The sequence below is a fragment of the Paeniglutamicibacter sulfureus genome, from assembly GCF_030512175.1.
GTDB classification, from domain to species: domain Bacteria; phylum Actinomycetota; class Actinomycetes; order Actinomycetales; family Micrococcaceae; genus Paeniglutamicibacter; species Paeniglutamicibacter sulfureus.
In genome coordinates this window covers 1076490-1092409 of record NZ_JAULBL010000001.1, presented here as the reverse complement: position 1 = coordinate 1092409, position 15920 = coordinate 1076490, and the positions used below count along the sequence as shown (strand labels likewise).

The 15920-nt window shown below is 64.7% G+C and carries 12 protein-coding genes; 7 read left to right on the top strand and 5 right to left on the bottom strand.

Annotated features, from left to right (window positions below):
- Window positions 1-319: 319 nt before the first annotated feature.
- Together Q2T94_RS04815 and Q2T94_RS04810 are read right to left on the bottom strand one after the other, a co-directional pair.
- The gene (locus tag Q2T94_RS04815) at window positions 320-1399 is read right to left on the bottom strand and encodes a hypothetical protein (RefSeq protein ID WP_302263075.1); all 1080 of its coding nucleotides are present in this window, start codon (window positions 1397-1399) and stop codon (window positions 320-322) included.
- Between the two features lie 162 nt (window positions 1400-1561).
- Entirely contained in the window at window positions 1562-4924 is a 3363-nt protein-coding gene (locus tag Q2T94_RS04810; protein ID WP_302263074.1) for a DEAD/DEAH box helicase, read from the bottom strand.
- A gap of 377 nt (window positions 4925-5301) precedes the next feature.
- Here Q2T94_RS04810 and Q2T94_RS04805 point away from each other — a divergent pair, with 377 nt between their 5' ends.
- Window positions 5302-6579, top strand: coding sequence for an NAD(P)/FAD-dependent oxidoreductase (locus Q2T94_RS04805; RefSeq protein ID WP_302263073.1), 1278 nt, complete (start codon window positions 5302-5304; stop codon window positions 6577-6579).
- 171 nt (window positions 6580-6750) lie between these two features.
- On the opposite strand, the gene Q2T94_RS04800 is transcribed toward Q2T94_RS04805, so the two are convergent.
- A complete protein-coding gene (locus Q2T94_RS04800; RefSeq protein ID WP_302263072.1) occupies window positions 6751-7605 on the bottom strand; it encodes an SDR family oxidoreductase in 855 nt (284 codons plus the stop codon).
- A complete protein-coding gene (locus Q2T94_RS04795; protein ID WP_264269929.1) occupies window positions 7602-8231 on the bottom strand; it encodes a uracil-DNA glycosylase family protein in 630 nt (209 codons plus the stop codon). The genes Q2T94_RS04800 and Q2T94_RS04795 overlap by 4 nt, the downstream gene beginning before the upstream one ends.
- 113 nt (window positions 8232-8344) lie before the next feature.
- On the opposite strand from Q2T94_RS04795, the gene Q2T94_RS04790 reads away from it, so the two are divergent.
- The 6 genes from Q2T94_RS04790 (at window position 8345) to Q2T94_RS04765 (ending at window position 15308) form a co-directional block, all read left to right on the top strand.
- On the top strand, window positions 8345-8869 hold the full coding sequence (locus tag Q2T94_RS04790; RefSeq protein WP_264269930.1) for a nucleoside deaminase: 525 nt from the start codon (window positions 8345-8347) through the stop codon (window positions 8867-8869).
- A 136-nt stretch (window positions 8870-9005) separates the two neighbouring features.
- On the top strand, window positions 9006-10595 hold the full coding sequence (locus Q2T94_RS04785; RefSeq protein ID WP_302263071.1) for a long-chain-fatty-acid--CoA ligase: 1590 nt from the start codon (window positions 9006-9008) through the stop codon (window positions 10593-10595).
- A 194-nt stretch (window positions 10596-10789) separates the two neighbouring features.
- Window positions 10790-12391, top strand: coding sequence for an SH3 domain-containing protein (locus Q2T94_RS04780; RefSeq protein ID WP_367281519.1), 1602 nt, complete (start codon window positions 10790-10792; stop codon window positions 12389-12391).
- 296 nt (window positions 12392-12687) lie between these two features.
- Complete coding sequence (locus Q2T94_RS04775; RefSeq protein WP_302263070.1) at window positions 12688-13284, top strand: cytochrome c biogenesis CcdA family protein; 597 nt, start codon at window positions 12688-12690, stop codon at window positions 13282-13284.
- A 187-nt stretch (window positions 13285-13471) separates the two neighbouring features.
- On the top strand, window positions 13472-13894 hold the full coding sequence (locus Q2T94_RS04770; RefSeq protein WP_302263069.1) for a LexA family protein: 423 nt from the start codon (window positions 13472-13474) through the stop codon (window positions 13892-13894).
- Between the two features lie 139 nt (window positions 13895-14033).
- On the top strand, window positions 14034-15308 hold the full coding sequence (locus Q2T94_RS04765) for a Y-family DNA polymerase (protein ID WP_302263068.1): 1275 nt from the start codon (window positions 14034-14036) through the stop codon (window positions 15306-15308).
- Here the strand turns inward: Q2T94_RS04765 and Q2T94_RS04760 are convergent.
- Window positions 15305-15754, bottom strand: a complete 450-nt coding sequence (locus Q2T94_RS04760; RefSeq protein ID WP_302263067.1) for a hypothetical protein — start codon at window positions 15752-15754, stop codon at window positions 15305-15307. The genes Q2T94_RS04765 and Q2T94_RS04760 overlap by 4 nt on opposite strands.
- Window positions 15755-15920: the final 166 nt, after the last annotated feature.

Below are 15920 nucleotides of genomic sequence, written 5' to 3'. Positions count from 1 at the left end.
GGGGGCGGGGGGGGGGGGCGGGCCCCCCCCCCCCCCCCGGGGGGGGGGGGGGGGGGGGGGCCCCCCCCCCGGGGGGGGGGGGGGCCCCCCCCCCGCCCCCCCCCCCCCCCCCCCCGGGGCCCCCCCCCCCCCCCCCCCCCCCCAACCCCCCCCCCCCCCCCCCCACCCCCCCCCCCCCCCCCACCACCCCCCCCCCCCCCCCCCCCCCCACCCACCACCCCCCCCCCCCCCCCCCCCCCCCCCCCCCCGGGGGGGGGGGGCGGGCCCCCCCCCCCCCCCCCCCCCCCCCCCCCCCCCCACGGCGCTAATAACCTATGAACTAGGCCAGTAGTTCCTCGGCCACCCGCGTCAGTGCCCGTTCCAGCGGGGCGCGCAAGACGCGCGGCACCCGCACGTGTTTTCCGATGCGCACCAGCCCCTCGGATTCCGCTGCGCGAAGCAGCGACTCCGCGGCGGGCACCGTCTTTTCAAAGAGTGGCTGCAGATGGGCCTGCTCGGGTTCGAGCTCCCCGGGAGCTGGGACAGCGAAGGCGGCTTCGGTGCGTGGGGGATTGGCCGACCCGGCCTTGCTCAACAATGCGGCAGCCATTTGCGTCACGGTGTGGTCGTTCTCCGATCCCACCGCGTTGAGCAGGATGTGGGCGTAGAGGCCCTCGGCGATGAGGTCTTTCACGCCGCGTGCGCTAAATCCCGAGTCGGCATGCAACGCTTCGCTGACCACCGGGGTCGGGACCGCTTTTCCCTGCTGGTTGGTCAGCAGACCGGCTCGCAACAGCGAGTTCCAGTAGGCGTCCAGCTTTGGCAGCTGAACGAGCGTGGCCACTGCAGTACCCGCCTCCGGGTCCCAGGGCAGATGCGTAGCCGCGGCTCCGGGGTCGTGGAGAACCGTGAGGCCCACGGCTGCGGCGGCCGGGGCCAGATCCATATCCAGCAGTGAGCCGTCCGGACGGACGTCCCGGCCCTCGCCGACCCATGCCAACAGCGCACGCGCAGTGGAAACCATGGGCAGTTTGGCCCAGCGGGCATCCGCGCCGTCCTCGTCGAGTTCCGGAACGACTACGGGGGACTCTCCGCCCTGGGCGGAGATCAGATCGAAGACCGCTTTGAATCCCTCCACCGAGCCGGACCAACGGCCACTTTCGGCCAGGAAAAGCACGAATTCCCGCAGCATCGAGGCGCAGGCAACCGCAACCTCGTCACCGATAGCGCGCAGATCCTCGAACTGGATCGACAGCGCGTCGTGGTCGAGTTCCGACACCGCTACCTGGCCGCGAAGCCGGGCGTGGACGGTCAGCAGCGTCACGAGCCCCTCGATGCCAGCTTCCGTATCGGCCGCGTCGTGGCGCTGGTTGAAGAAGGCACGCAACTGGGCCAGGTAGGGCCGCATCGCGACGCGCACCTGGTTTTCAAACTTGGACGCACCAGCACTCGAAGTGCGGGCGGGGTGCCCGCCTCGCGACTTATTGGTGGCAGGCTTCGATTTCGACATTTTGGCGTCGTCCCCTCTTTGGTACTTGGAAATCCTTGGATGCTACGGAATATTCAGTCGGCCGGTGCCCACTCAGTCGGCAAAGAGCGAACGGACATCGTCGGCGCTGATGGCCGAGGCGAAAGCCGCATCGTCATCCAGCACCGCGGTGAAGAGCTTGGCTTTCTTGTCCTTCAGTGCCATGACCTTTTCCTCGATGGTGTTCTTGGAAACCATGCGGTAGACCATGACGTTGCGCTTCTGGCCGATGCGGTGCGCTCGGTCAACAGCTTGGTTCTCCGAGGCGGGGTTCCACCAAGGGTCCATCAGGAAGCAGTAGTCGGCTTGGGTGAGGTTTAGTCCGAACCCGCCGGCCTTCAGCGAAATAAGGAACACCTGGACCTTGCCGGAGGTGAAGGACTCGATGACCTTGGCGCGCTTGGTGGTAGAGCCGTCCAGATAGGCGTGCTCGATCCCCGCTTCGGTGAGCCGGTCGCTGGCCTTGGACAGGAACGAGGTGAACTGGCTGAAGACCAGCGCGTTGTGGCCCTCAGCGGTGAGGTCCTCGAGCTGTTCGAGCAGGGCGTCGAGCTTGCTGCTGGGCACCGAGGCGTACTCGTCGTCGATGAGCGAGGCATCCAGGGACAGCTGGCGCAGCTTGGTGAGGGAGGAGAACACCGCGAAGCGGTTCTTGTCCATGTCTTCGAGCATGCCCAGCACCTTTTGGCGTTCGCGCTGCAGGTGCCGCTGATAGATGGTGCGGTGCTTGGGGTTCAGTTCCAGTTCCAGGACCTGTTCCTGCTTCTCGGGCAGGTCGGTGGCCACCAGTTCCTTGGTGCGGCGCAGCATCAGCGGGCGGATGCGTCGGCGCAGGCGCTTCAGCGCCTCGTTGTCGCCGTCCTTCTCGATGGGCTTGCGATAGGTCTCGTCGAAGCGCTTGAGCGTGGGGAAAAGCCCGGGAGCGGCAATCGCAAACATTGACCACAGCTCGGAGAGGTTGTTCTCCATGGGAGTGCCGGTGATGGCGAGCTTGAAGGACGTCGGGAAGTCGCGGGCCTGCTTGGATGCCTGCGTGGCCGGGTTCTTCACGAATTGCGCCTCGTCCAGGATCAGGCCGGAGAACTTCGTGGCGGCGTATTCCTCCTGGTCGATGCGGAACAGCCCATAGGAGGTGATGACGATGTCGACCTCGGCGGCGATCTCGTGTGCCGGGATCCCGCCGCGGCGCACCGTCTCGGTGATGTACACGCTGCGCAGGTCCGGGGCGAAGCGTTTGGCCTCGGCCTCCCAGTTGGAAACGACGGAGGTCGGGGCCACGACGAGGAACGGCGGCATCTTGCCCGCGGTCTCGTCGTGGTTGTCCTTGGCGTGCTGGATCAGCGCCAGGGTCTGCAACGTCTTGCCCAGCCCCATGTCGTCGGCAAGCACGCCGCCCAGGCCGTTGTCATAAAGGAACGAAAGCCATTCGAACCCCTCGCGTTGGTAGGGGCGCAGGGTGGCATCGATGCCGGCGGGCAGCGGGGCGTGGGCGACCTCAAGGATGTTGCTCAGTCCTTCGGAGGAGGCCTTCCACGCTTCGGAGGCCTCGACATTGGTAGCGATGTCCTTGAGGTCTTCCCACAGCGAAGCCTGGTGCTTGGAAATCCGAATGGTCCCATCCGTGGTGGAATCCGAGAGGGCGCGGGCCTCCTCGATGAGCCGGCGTAGTTGCTCGTATTCCGGGCGGTCGAGCGCGAAGTACTTGCCGTCGGGGAGCATCAGGTACTCGTCGCCGTGGGCCAAGGCCTGGAAGAGTTCGGTGAAGGGAACGTTGTTGCCATCGATCCGCACCTCCACACCCAAATCGAACCAGTCGTTGGTTTCGGTGTTCTCGGCCGAGATGGTGATCAGCGGGTCGGCGGTCAGCTCCTCGAAGCCAATGGTTTCGCCCTCGATGGTCACCTCCAGGTTTTCGATCGCCTGCAGTGTCGGCAGGGCGGCGGTGAAGCGGGCGGCTTCCACGCCTGAGATGACTATGGTGCTGTCGGTGGTCCGTTCCTGCTGCTGGATGTTTCCGAGGGCTCCAGGGAAATCGGCCATGGCCGCGCCCGCCTCACGCTGCAGGGCGAGCTCGGCCTTCGGATCGCGGTCGACGCCGGGGACCGGTGCGTTGTCCAGGGGAACCCGGATCTCGCCGTAGGCAAAGCCCCACTGGAGTTCAACGCCGGGAACGCCCGCTTTCTCGTCCTTGCGCCTTCGAGCGGTGTCCGGCTTGACGAGGATGTGCTTGACGCGCAGCAGCATCTTCGGGGCAAGGGAGGCCGGCACCTCGACGGAGCAGTCGAGGGAGGATAGTTCCGTGGCCTTGGCGAGCTTGGGCAGATATTCGCGTTCGAAGCTTTCCCGTCCATTGGCCGGGACGACCACCTTTTTGTCCGTGGCAAGCAGGCCCGTGATCAAAGGGGGGATCTTGGCGCGGGTTGGAGCCAAGCGCAGGTCGAGGTGCTTCATGCCGTCGCTGGCGTTCCACCAGAAGACGCCGTGGTCGGAGACGGTACCGATGAAGTCCGTGTCGAACTCCGCGGGCAGGACGTCGAGGGCGGGTCGGATCCGCAATTTCCGGCCCTCCGATGCGACGTCGGTTCTGATGGTGACGGGCTCGTGCACCTTCACAGAGGATTTTGCCGACGGCCCGCGCAACTCGATTCCCAGCGCCGTGGCACGTTCCAAATGGTTCCAGACCATGGGGCTGAGGAAGTCGCTGGCCGACAGATGCGTCCCGTTCCAGGCGGCAAACGAGTTTAGCTGCAGCAGGGTGCAGAACCACTCCACCTGGTCAGGGTCGTAGGTGTAGTCGAAGGGCAGCACCGGAACGCCGCCGGTGCGGGTGTAGCGGAAGTGCTGCCAGGCGAGGTTGCCTGAGACCCAGCGGCCCTTGTCGTTGAGCTGGACGGGACGCAGGACCAGTTCAAGCTTGGAGGTGTGCGGGATGTCCCCGTTTTTGATCTTCTGCATCGCAGCGGCCTGGTACCGCTGCAGGGTCCGGGGACGGAGCTCGAACTGGACACCCAGGGTGCGTTCCTCGGTTGCCATGGGTTGGGCGCCGCCGTCGCCAATCAGGGAGTCCAACATGCGCTCCCAAGGTGCCCTGGGATCGGGTTCCTCGAAGTTCGTCTCATCCCACATGTAGGCCAGGAGTGCCGCTGCTGCATGCTTGCAATTGGCACCCACCGGGCAGGTGCAGATCCCGTGCTGGGGCATCAAAAAGCCGTGGCGGACCTGGGAGTGGACTGCGGTGCGGTAGACCATGCCGCCCGAGCCCAGGACGCTGGCGCGCACGATGCTCATCGGGGCAACCCAGCTAACGTCCAGCACCCTGCCCTGGCTGGCATAGGCCGCACCGCGGTCAAGGCTCAGCGGACCGACAAGTTCCCGGATCAGAGTGGTCGACGAAAGCACGGGAGCAACGGGAAGCATGGAAATAGTCTAAAGGGGACCGCCCATGCGCCGGATCCAAAAGAACTGTTGTGCGACTGTCGGCTGAATGCGGTGGGTGGTTCCCGGGTGGGTTGTTTCAGTCCATCGGACAGTTAGTCGGCGCGGGTGCTTGCGCGAATATATGATTCGATCGATGATGAGAGCAGGTCAGACCCCATGCTAACGGGTCAGAAATGTGTCGTCATTGATCCCTGTTGCAAGAAAAACTAAAAAGTATCCGATTTTCTGTATTTAATGCAGACTCGGCGATGCAGTGGCCTGCGTCACCGATGAAAAGTGAAATGCCGTTGCTTCGAGTGGCTTTCAGCGCCAAAGTTGAGATCCAGAGTTGGAATTTCTTGAACGGAGTGTGAACCATGGCCAGCGCAGCGACGCCAGAACATGTTGTAATCGTCGGTGCCGGGTTCGTCGGCCTGTCCGCCGCCTGGTACCTGCAGGAAGAGGGCGTCAAGGTCACGGTCGTGGATCGCGGGGGAGTTGCCTCGGGCGCCTCTTGGGGCAACGCCGGCTGGCTGACCCCGGCACTCACCTTGCCGATTGCCGAGCCGTCCATCTTCACCAGCGGACCGAAGATGTTGCTGGATCCCGCGTCCCCGCTGTACGTTCCGTTGAAGGCCGATGCCAAGCTGCTTCGCTTCCTGGTGGGCTTTGCCTGGCACAGCACGCCGAAGAAATGGCAGGAAGCCATGCGCATCTACTCGGAGATCGGAACCACCGGACTGGATGCCTTCGACGAGATCTCCGAGAATACCAATGCCGGCCCGGGCGTCGTCGAGAAGACCAAGCCGGCCAACCCCTTCCTGACCGGCTTCAAGTCCCTGAAGGACCGCGACGGCCTTCTTCACGAATTCGACATGATCCGCAAGACCGGCGGCAAGGTCGAGTTCGACCTGCTCACCGGCGACGAACTGCGTGCCATCGAACCAACCCTCTCCGACGAGGTGGCGGCCGGTGTTGCGATCAAGAACCAGCGCTTCCTGAACCCGCCGAAGTACATGGAGTCCCTCGCCGAGTCGGTGGTCGCCCGCGGCGGCGACATCGTCGGCTCCTTCAACGTCACCGACATCCGCGACAACGGCGGCTCCGTCACGGTCATCGGCTCCGAGGGGCGCTCGATCACCGCCGACCACGCGGTCATGGCCACCGGCGCCTGGTTGAACGACCTGACCAAGAAGTTCGGCGTGAATGTCGTGGTCCAGGCGGGACGCGGCTACTCCTTCACAGTCCAGCCCGAGGTCATGCCGACGCACCCGATTTACTTCCCGTCCCAGCGCGTTGCCTGCACCCCGTTGGGTGACCGCTTCCGCATTGCCGGCACCATGGAGTTCCGCGACGCCAACCACCCGCTGGAGCCCAAGCGCATCGAGGCCATCGTTGCCGCGGCCGCCCCGGTCTACAAGGGCATCAACTGGGAGAACCGCAAGGAGGAATGGGTTGGCGGACGGCCCTGCACCGCCGACGGCCTGCCGCTGGTCGGGGCCACGAAGTCGCCCCGCGTGCACGTCGGCGGCGGACACGGCATGTGGGGCGTGGCCCTGGGCCCGCTGACCGGCAAATTGCTGGCCGCGGGCATCGTGGGCAAGGAAAAGCCTGCCGTTGCACGCCACTTCAACCCGCTGCGCAAGGGCTTCTAGGCTCTTGTAGGAAAAACCGCCGAACCCCGGCGATCGGTGCGGATCAGGAAGCCCGCACCGATCGCCGGGGTTCCTTGCGTGAGGGGCCACCGATCCGACCGTGATGCCCGTAGTGGCGGCCCCGGCCCCAAGAACCCCGCCGGCGGGCAGCGGGCGGAGCCTGCCGGCTGCTCAGGGGTGCCGCACGCCTTCGCCCGCAAGCACGCTCGAATAGCCTTCGCGGTAGGTCGGGAACGTGAATTCAAAGCCGCTGGCGAGCAGCCGGGCATTGGACAGGCGTCTGTCGCCGCCGCGGTTCACCGGGGCTTCTCCGACCTCGGGACGGGGAACGCCGAGGCTCGAGGCCAGGAACCCCTGGACCTCGCCCAGATCCGCCGGTTCGTGGTCGACACCCAGATACAGCGGGGCGGGCGCGGTGTCCATGGTGCACAATTGCACGATGGCAGCCGCGGCATCGTCGCGGTGGATCCGGTTGGTCCACACGGTTTCTCCGGGGGTGCGTGCCTTGCCGTTGCGCACCTGGGAGACCAGGTGGTTGCGGCCGGGTCCGTAGATGCCAGCCAGGCGCAGGATGATTGGCGTCGTTGCGCGTTCCCGCACTGCCGCCTCCGTCTCTGCCAGGATCTGCGCGGTTTCGGTGCGCGGCGAAATCGGGGTGTCCTCGTCGACCCAGCCTCCGGCGGCATCGCCGTAGACCGCGGTGGAGGAGACCAGCAGGAAGCGTTGCGGATCAACGCCGTCGCGTTCAAGTGCGTCGAGCACGCGATGCGTGGCGTCCAGGTAGGTGCGCCGGTAGGCTTCTTCGCTGCGCTCGGGTGCGGCGGGGGTGAAGACCACGATATCCGTGGCCGGATCGATGGCCGGCAGCTCGGTGCCGGCATCGCCAAGATCGACCCGCCGGGTGCCGAAGGAGGCAGGCAGCACTTCGGGCCGGCGGCGCCACGCGGTGACGTGGTGCCCGGCGGCTGCGAAGCGCAGGCCCGCCTCGGTGCCGAGATCCCCGGCACCGAGAACGAGGACCTTCACTTGGCCGGTGGACGCAAACCGGCGCGAGCCATGGCGTCGGCGTACGCGGCCACCATTTCGTCGAACCACGCTTGCTGCTTTTCGGTCGAACCCAGGAAGGCGCGGTCAGCGGTGGAACGCACTTCGTAGATCTTGATGCCGCGCTGGTTGATGACCTGCTGGCCGCCTGCCTTGATCCAGGCCTGGACCAGGCGCTTGGCCTCGGTGCCGTGGGCCACGATCGCTGAGGTGCGGTAAGCGATGCGCATCAGCTCCTTGAGCGGGCGGATCCCGGCTTTCACCTGGTCCGGGGTCAGCTTGGTTCCGCCGTCGGGCAGCTCCCACGGGTAGACATTCCACGGGATAGCAAAACGCGGCTCCAACCCGGCAGTCTCATAGACTGCAGCGAGTCGTGCCGCGGTGGGATCGTCGTTGCGCAGGGACAGGAAACCCGAAGACGTTCCGGGGCCCGGCGCGATTTGGAGCGAGATAACCCGAGCCTCGTCCACGTCGTGCACCGGGTCGATAAGCGGAACCCGGGAACCGGGCTGCTGGTCCTGCAGCTTGCGACATAGTGCCGTGAGTTCGGCGACGGAATCGTCCTCCACCTTGCTCAACTGTTCTTCAAAGTACTCGGATTGGCTCATTATTCACCTTTCGCCCTCGCACTGAGCCTACGCCGATTAGCCGTCGCGCGCATTCCAGCGTTCAACGGCCTGCCGCGGTGGGCAAATCGACGACCATGTCGCATGATGGGCACATGGGACTGACGCGCTTGGACATTGACCATCTGACCCGCTGTGTTGCACTTGCCGAGGAGAGCCTGGAGGCAAACGACGAGCCCTTCGGCTCCATCCTTGTCGACGCCGACGGGTCCGTGCTCTACGAGGGCCGGAACCGCGTCGCCGGCGGGGATGCCACCGCACATCCGGAGCTGGCCATTGCGCAATGGGCGCTGGCAAACCTTGATCCGGAGCGCAGGGCGGCCGCCACGGTATACACCTCCGGGGAGCATTGCCCGATGTGCGCCGGGGCCCACGGCTGGGCCGGTCTGGGACGCATTGCCTTTGTTGCCTCGGCGGCGATGCTTGATTCCTGGCACCGGGATTGGGGTGTCGGGCGCGGGCGGGTGGCCGCGTTGCCCATCAACCTGGTGGTTCCGGGCATCGAAGTGGTCGGGCCCGCCGAGGAGCTGGTGCCGCGGATCCGCTACCTGCACTTCCAGGCCCACCAGGAGACGTTGCGTCGTCCCGCCGCCGTCAAAGGGTCCGGTGGCGCGACATAAACAGTGAAACCCGGTGTCGAATTGTGAAACTGCGTTCCGAAACCTTACTCTGGGCTAGGGAAAATGTCGTCGGCGTCACACTGTGCCAAAGGCGATGGGGACCGGAAAAACAGACGAAGACCGGAATGAGGACCACATGGGTGTGCAACCACTGGCCAACCACTCGGAACTGACACCATTGCGATTCCTGCAGCGCTCGGTGGAGGTGTATCCGTCCAAGGAAGCCATCGTGCACGGGTCACGGTCCTACAGCTACGCGCAGTTCGGGGCGCAGGTGCAGCAATTCGCCAAGGCGCTGGCCGCTCGCATCGTTCCCGGTGACCGGGTGGCGGTGTTGGCACCCAACATTCCCGAAATGCTGATCGCCCACTATGCCGTCCCACTGGCCGGCGGTGTGCTCGTGGCACTGAACACCCGGTTGTCGGCCCGCGAGCTCGGCTACATCATGGAACACTCGGCCACGAAGCTGCTCTTTGTCGACTCGGAGCTCCTGGGCGCCGCGGCGACGCTGCGCGCAGAGGTCCCGTCCCTTGAAGCGCTTATCGAGATCCAGGACCCGGAATTCACCGGCACCAGGGCCGAGGTCCAGGTCGATGGAACCTATGCCGAATTCGTTGCCGCCGGCACCGGGGCGGATTTGGACTACGCGATCGCGGACGAGCGGGCCCCGATCACGCTGAACTACACCTCGGGGACCACCGGCAAGCCCAAGGGCGTGCTGTACTCGCACCGAGGCAGCTACCTGAACTCGATGGGGGAGGCTTTCCACCAGGGCTTTGACGCTCATACCCGCTACCTCTGGACCTTGCCGATGTTCCATTGCAACGGCTGGTGCACTCCCTGGGCCGTCACCGCTGCCGGCGGCACGCACCTGTGCCTGCGCGGCGTGCGCGCGGAACCGGTATGGGACGCCATCGACGACCTCGGCGTCACACACCTGTGCGGCGCCCCCACGGTCTGCTCCATCATCGCCGACTCCTCCCGCGCCCACGAGCTGGAGCGCGGCATCAAGATCACCACTGCAGGGGCTCCGCCCTCGCCGGCGATCATCCGCAAGCTGCAGATGCTCGGCATCGAGGTCGTTCACGTCTACGGCCTCACCGAGGTCTACGGGCCCTACACGATCTGTGAGTACCAGGACGCCTGGGACGGGTTGGACGACGAGGCCAAGGCGCAGAAAGTCGCCAGACAGGGCGTGGGCATGGTCCAGGCCGAATCGGCGCGCATCGTTGATGCTGACATGAAGGATGTGCCGGCCGACGGGGAGACGATGGGCGAAATCGTGCTGCGCGGCAACAACGTCATGATTGGCTACTTCCGGGACGAGGAAGCCACCGCCGCGGCGTTTTCCGGCGGCTGGTTCCACACGGGGGACCTAGGCGTCATGCACCCCGACGGGTACATCCAGCTCAAGGACCGCGCCAAGGACATCATCATTTCCGGCGGGGAAAACATCTCGACCATCGAGGTCGAGCAGGCATTCGCAAACCATCCGGAAGTCCTCGACGTCGCGGTGATCGGCGTGCCGGACGAAAAATGGGGCGAAACGCCGGTTGCCTTTGTCATCCGGGCCAGCGGATCGGAGGTCGACGCAGCGACGCTCCAGGCCCACGCCCGCACACAATTGGCCGGTTTCAAGGTTCCCAAGACCATCCACTTCCCGCAGGATCTGCCGCGCACATCCACCGGAAAGGTGCAAAAGAACGTGTTGCGGCAAAACGCCTAGCGCGTCCGCACGCAGGTGCGTTTCAGCGATTGGTCCTCCCGAAAAAACAACACCGGGAGGGCCAATTCTCTTCAATCCCTCCTGTAACACCCGTGACATTGGCAACTCCAGACACATAGTGTGTACCCAAGCGAGCACTTATCCACGGGGATTGATGTCTCAGGGTCAATTCCTTTGTTCAAGGAGTAATCACCATGAGTCCCCAACCCCTCCTCTCCCTAAGGATCGCAGCGGCGACATTCGGTGCGTCAATGGCGGTGGGGGCACTGGCCCCCGCGGCGGTGGCAGCACCGGTCCCCACGGGCGCAGCTCCACTGCAACTCACTGTCGCGAAGAAGCCACTCGCCCCGCGTGCGCAAACCACCACGGTCATTCGAACCACCGCGAACTTGAACCTGCGTCAGAATGCCGGTGCCCATTACGAGTCCTTGGCTGTTCTTGCCAAGGGCACTGCGGTTACCCGGACGGGCAAGGCCAGCGGTGTTTGGTGGGAGGTCAAGGCCGGTTCGCGGACCGGTTGGGTGAGTTCCAATTACTTGGCGAGGAGCGCGGGCCAGGCGCCGGCTCCCACGTCGTCTGCGACGCATCGGACGAGTGCGAATTTGAACCTGCGGCAGGATCCGGGCACGCATTCCAGGTCCTTGGCTGTTCTTGCCAAGGGCACTGCGGTTACCCGGACGGGCAAGGCCAGCGGTGTTTGGTGGGAGGTCAAGGCCGGTTCGCGGACCGGTTGGGTGAGTTCCAATTACTTGGCGAGGAGCGCGGGCCAGGCGCCGGCTCCCACGTCGTCTGCGACGCATCGGACGAGTGCGAATTTGAACCTGCGGCAGGATCCGGGCACGCATTCCAGGTCGTTGATCGTTCTTGCCAAGGGCACTGCGGTTACCCGGACGGGCAAGGCCAGCGGTGTTTGGTGGGAGGTCAAGGCCGGTTCGCGGACCGGTTGGGTGAGTTCCAATTACTTGGAGAAGAGCACGGGCCAGGCACCCGGCCCCGCTCCGGTCGCCGGCGCCAATCGCTGGGTGGACGGCACCCAGCCGATGTATGCCCAGGCCTCGCTATCCTCCAAGCGCCTCGCGGTGCAAACCGGCGGGACAAAGGTCCGGCTGATCAAGAGTTCCGGCAACTGGTCTTTCATTGAAACGCCGACCGGTCAGGGCTGGCTCCCCAGTTCATCCTTGGCCAGCAGCGAACCGGGCAACAATTCCACCTCGTACCGGTGGACCGCCTATGCAGCCAACGTCCGCACCGGTCCCTCAACCGCTTTCAGCACCTTGGGCGTCATCCCGGCAAACCAAAAAATGACCTACCTGAAAACTTCCGGTGGCTGGTCGCAGGTCAAGACCTCCAAGGGAACGGGCTGGATCAAGAACACGCTGCTGACCAGCGTCCAGTACCAAGCCCCGAAGGAGCTGCAGCCGATGACCCGGGCCATGATCCGGGAAGTCCAGGACCTCTTCGGGGCCGGGATCAGCAGCGTCGGCGGTTCGCGCGCCGGCTCCGTCGGGCACAGCTCGGGACTGGCCGCGGACTTCATGATCAAGGATTATTCCTCGGCCGCAGGCATCAAGGCCGGCGACCGGATGGCCCAGTACCTGGTGGAAAACCACGAGCGGATGGGGATCAGCTACCTGATCTGGCAGGACAAGCTGTGGCTGGCCGAGGACGGCCAGTGGGGACCGTATTCAACCAGCGGCTGGGGCAAGCACCTGGCATCCTCCCGCGGATGGAACGACACCACGCGGCACATGGACCACATCCACGCTGAGATTTCTGCCTCCCGGGCCAACAAGTAGTTCGTCGGAGCCCTGGTTGGCCTCGGGGCAGGGGACAAGGCCTGCTTCACGGGCGATGAAAACCCTGCTCGGCACCGTTGTGTAGGCCATCGACGAAGAACTGGGCGGCTGAGCGCCTCGAAAATCGGGTTTGCCTATGCGTTGATCGGTGGAGTGCTTGGCGTATTCAGCCCCTGCAATGCATTGTTGCTGCCGGCGTTCTTCGCAAACATCGCGACCTCACGTGCCAGGCTCCTGAGCCTTGGTTCCGTGTTCCTGGTGGCCTGCTTGCCACCCTGGTCCCGCTCGGACTGGGTATGGGATGGCTGGGCGGAACCTTCACCATTGACCGCGGCGTCTTGCTCGGCGGAGCCGGATGGGTGCTTGTTGCCCTGGGGCTGCTCTCGGCGTTTGGCGGAGGGATAGATTTTTTCCGTCTGGTTCCGGGCCGGCCCCGGCCCGTCGCCGGATCGCTCGCCGGCACATTTGCCCTGGGTGCAGTTTCCGGCGTGGCTGGATTCTGCACGGGCCCGGTGGTGGGCGCGATCCATACCCTCGCACTGTCTTCCGCGTCCCCGGCCCGCGGCGGAACGCTGTTGGGGCTTTACGGCGTGGGCATGGTGCTGCCGATCACGTTCATTGCCCTACTGGTCCGCAAACTCGGCCACCGTTCCGTTTCATGGATGCGAGGACGGCGATTCCGTGTGGGCAGGTTGCGCCTGCACGCGACCTCGTTGACGATGGGCGCGGTCACCGTGCGCGTTGGCTGGATCCTCATCTTCACCAATGGCATGGCCGCCGTACCCGAGCTGCTCCCCTCGAACTGGAACGCCGCATTTGAAAATCTGGGAAGGCAAGTTGACGCAGCCGTTCCGTCGTGGGCCTGGACGGCACTGGTCGGCGCATGTTGCTGATCTGGTGGCTTCGTGCCGCCGTCCGCAGGACCAGCCGAACGGGTGGCGCCGACGCCTCGAGAGACCCCTCAGCAGGCAGGTCCGACCACGATGGAGGCATCGTGGAAATCCGCTAGCGATGCCCTCCGCGAGCATTTCCGCTGATAAGCTGAAGTATCGAATCTATGTTCTAGGAAGGGCGGGGTCTATGTTCGGAATGGACCAGCCGCAGCCGCCGGCCCCGCAGCCGGAATCCCAGGGGCCCGTTGGAGCCGTCGAGGCCATGGGGTTTCCCTCGCCGGCCAGGGACTACTACAGCGGCGGAATCGACCTGAACCGCCTGTTGATTCGGGATAGGACGTCGACATTCCTGATGCGGGTCTCCGGGAATGCCATGGCCTCTTCCGGAATCAGCCACGGAGACGAAGTCATCGTGGACCGGGCCTTGGCCCCACGCGACGGATCGGTGGTCATCGCCGTCCAGGACGGCGAGCTGGTCATCCGCCGCCTCGTGTCCAGCCGCGGCACCACGGTCTTATGCAGCGACGAACAGCCGCAGGAGCGGGCCGAGGCCGTGACCGAGGAAACCACCATTTGGGGCGTGGTCACCAGATGCCTTCACCATGTTTGAGTCGTCGGCGACCGAACCGAGATGGGCGCTCGCCACGTCACCTGGAGCGCATCGACGTGCGTAGCCACACCGGTGCCAAAGGTCCTGTGCCGGGTGAGCGGCTTTGGCCCCGGAGCGCACCTTGGGCAGGGGAGGCCCGATGACCGACCGAATCGCGCTCGTGGACGTCAACAATTTCTATGTTTCCTGCGAGCGGGCCTTCGACCCCAAACTCATCGGCCGACCGGTTGTGGTGCTTTCAAACAACGACGGCTGCGTTGTCGCGCGCTCGCAGGAGGCCAAGGACCTGGGCATCACCACGGGCGCACCGTTCTTCCAGGTCAAACAGTTCATCCAAAGCCATGGCATGATCGTGCGCTCGAGCAACTACGAACTGTATGGGGACATGAGCGCCCGCGTCATGGAAGTCCTCTCGCGGTTTGGCACCTGGCAAGAGGTCTACTCCATCGATGAATCCTTCCTCGGCATCCAAGGCAATCCCGACCAGCTTGGTGAGCTTGCCACGCGAATCCGGACGGCCGTGGGACGAGGGGTAGGGGTTCCTGTCTGCGTGGGAGTGGCCCCGACCAAGACCCTGGCGAAGTTCGCCAACCACGTGGCCAAGCACAATGCGCATCTGGGCGGTGTGTGTTCCATGGACTCCATGGATCCGGACCTCATCGAGAACATCCAGTCCCGCGTCCCCGTCACCGACCTATGGGGAGTCGGAGCCCGCACCGGTACCAAGCTTGCCGGGATGGGCATCGCCAGCATCGCCGACCTCAAGGCAGCGGATGTCACCGAGATCCGCAAGAAGTTCTCCGTGGTCCTCCAACGCACGGTCCTGGAACTCAACGGAACCCCGTGCATTCCCCACAACGAAGAACGCGCCGACAAGCAGCAGATCATGTACTCGCGGTCCTTCTCCAGCCCGGTGAGCACCATCGAGGACATGGTCGAGGTCATGTCGATCTATGCCCAGCGGGGTGCGGCCCGGCTGATGTCTGATGGGCTTTGGGCCACGCTACTCACCGTCACCGCAGGCACCAGCCGCTTTGCCGGAGGGGAAGCCTCGTTTCCGTCGGTGACGCTCAAGCTTCCCTCACCGACCCAGGACCCAATCCTGCTGACCCGCCTGGCCGTCGGAGCCATGCGCGAAATCATGCGGCCCGGCGCCGCATACGTGCGCGGAGGGGTCGTGCTTTCCGGGTTGCAGCCCGACCCCGGGCAGGCCGCCTTCGGAATCTTTGAACAGGACATTTCGACAAAGCATGTCGGCGACGTACTGGGTGCCGTCAAGGCCAGATTCGGGAACAAATCCATCGGACTCGGTTCCGGGGGACTGGCAGTGGAACCGGGCTGGTCGATGAAGCGGGAGTTCTCCTCGCCCAAGTTCACTACCGATTGGGCGCAAATCCCCGTGGTGAAGGCCTAGCTGTCTCGGTCTCGGACGGAGGCACAGATTTCCTCCGGGCAGCCCTGCCAGGTCTTGGAAAAGAACGCCACGATTTCCAGTCCGCGTTCGAAGCGGTACTTCACTGCCGGTCCGCCGTTCACGGCGCTCGCCGAGCGTCGGATACCCATGAGGAAGAACTCGCACACCGACACGTAGTTCCACAGGTCCATGGCTGTATCAATGACTTCGTCGTGAGTCATCCATTCCCGGTCTTCGACTACGGCTTCTGCAAAGTCGAGCACGATTTTCCGGTCAACGGCATGGTGCTGTCCGCAATCGCACCATTCAATACCGCGGGACGGCATCTGCCAGACATCTGGAACCAGCTCGGTGTCGGACGGTTCTTCCGGGGCATGCCGGCGGGAAATACCCGACTGCAGCGTGCCCTCGGTGGTCGTCGTTCTGAGGAATGCGCTCGATGCCAATTGGTTCCTCCTTGAAATGTCCTGTGCCCAGCATAGGCTTGCCCTCCGACAGCTTGGCCGGGTGCCGAGGAAACTGAGTCAGGCGGCAACAAGAACTCTCCATGAAATCGTCCCGGTTGAAATCCCCCTGGCAATCCCCGGACGGGGAAGGCATCGAGAACAATGA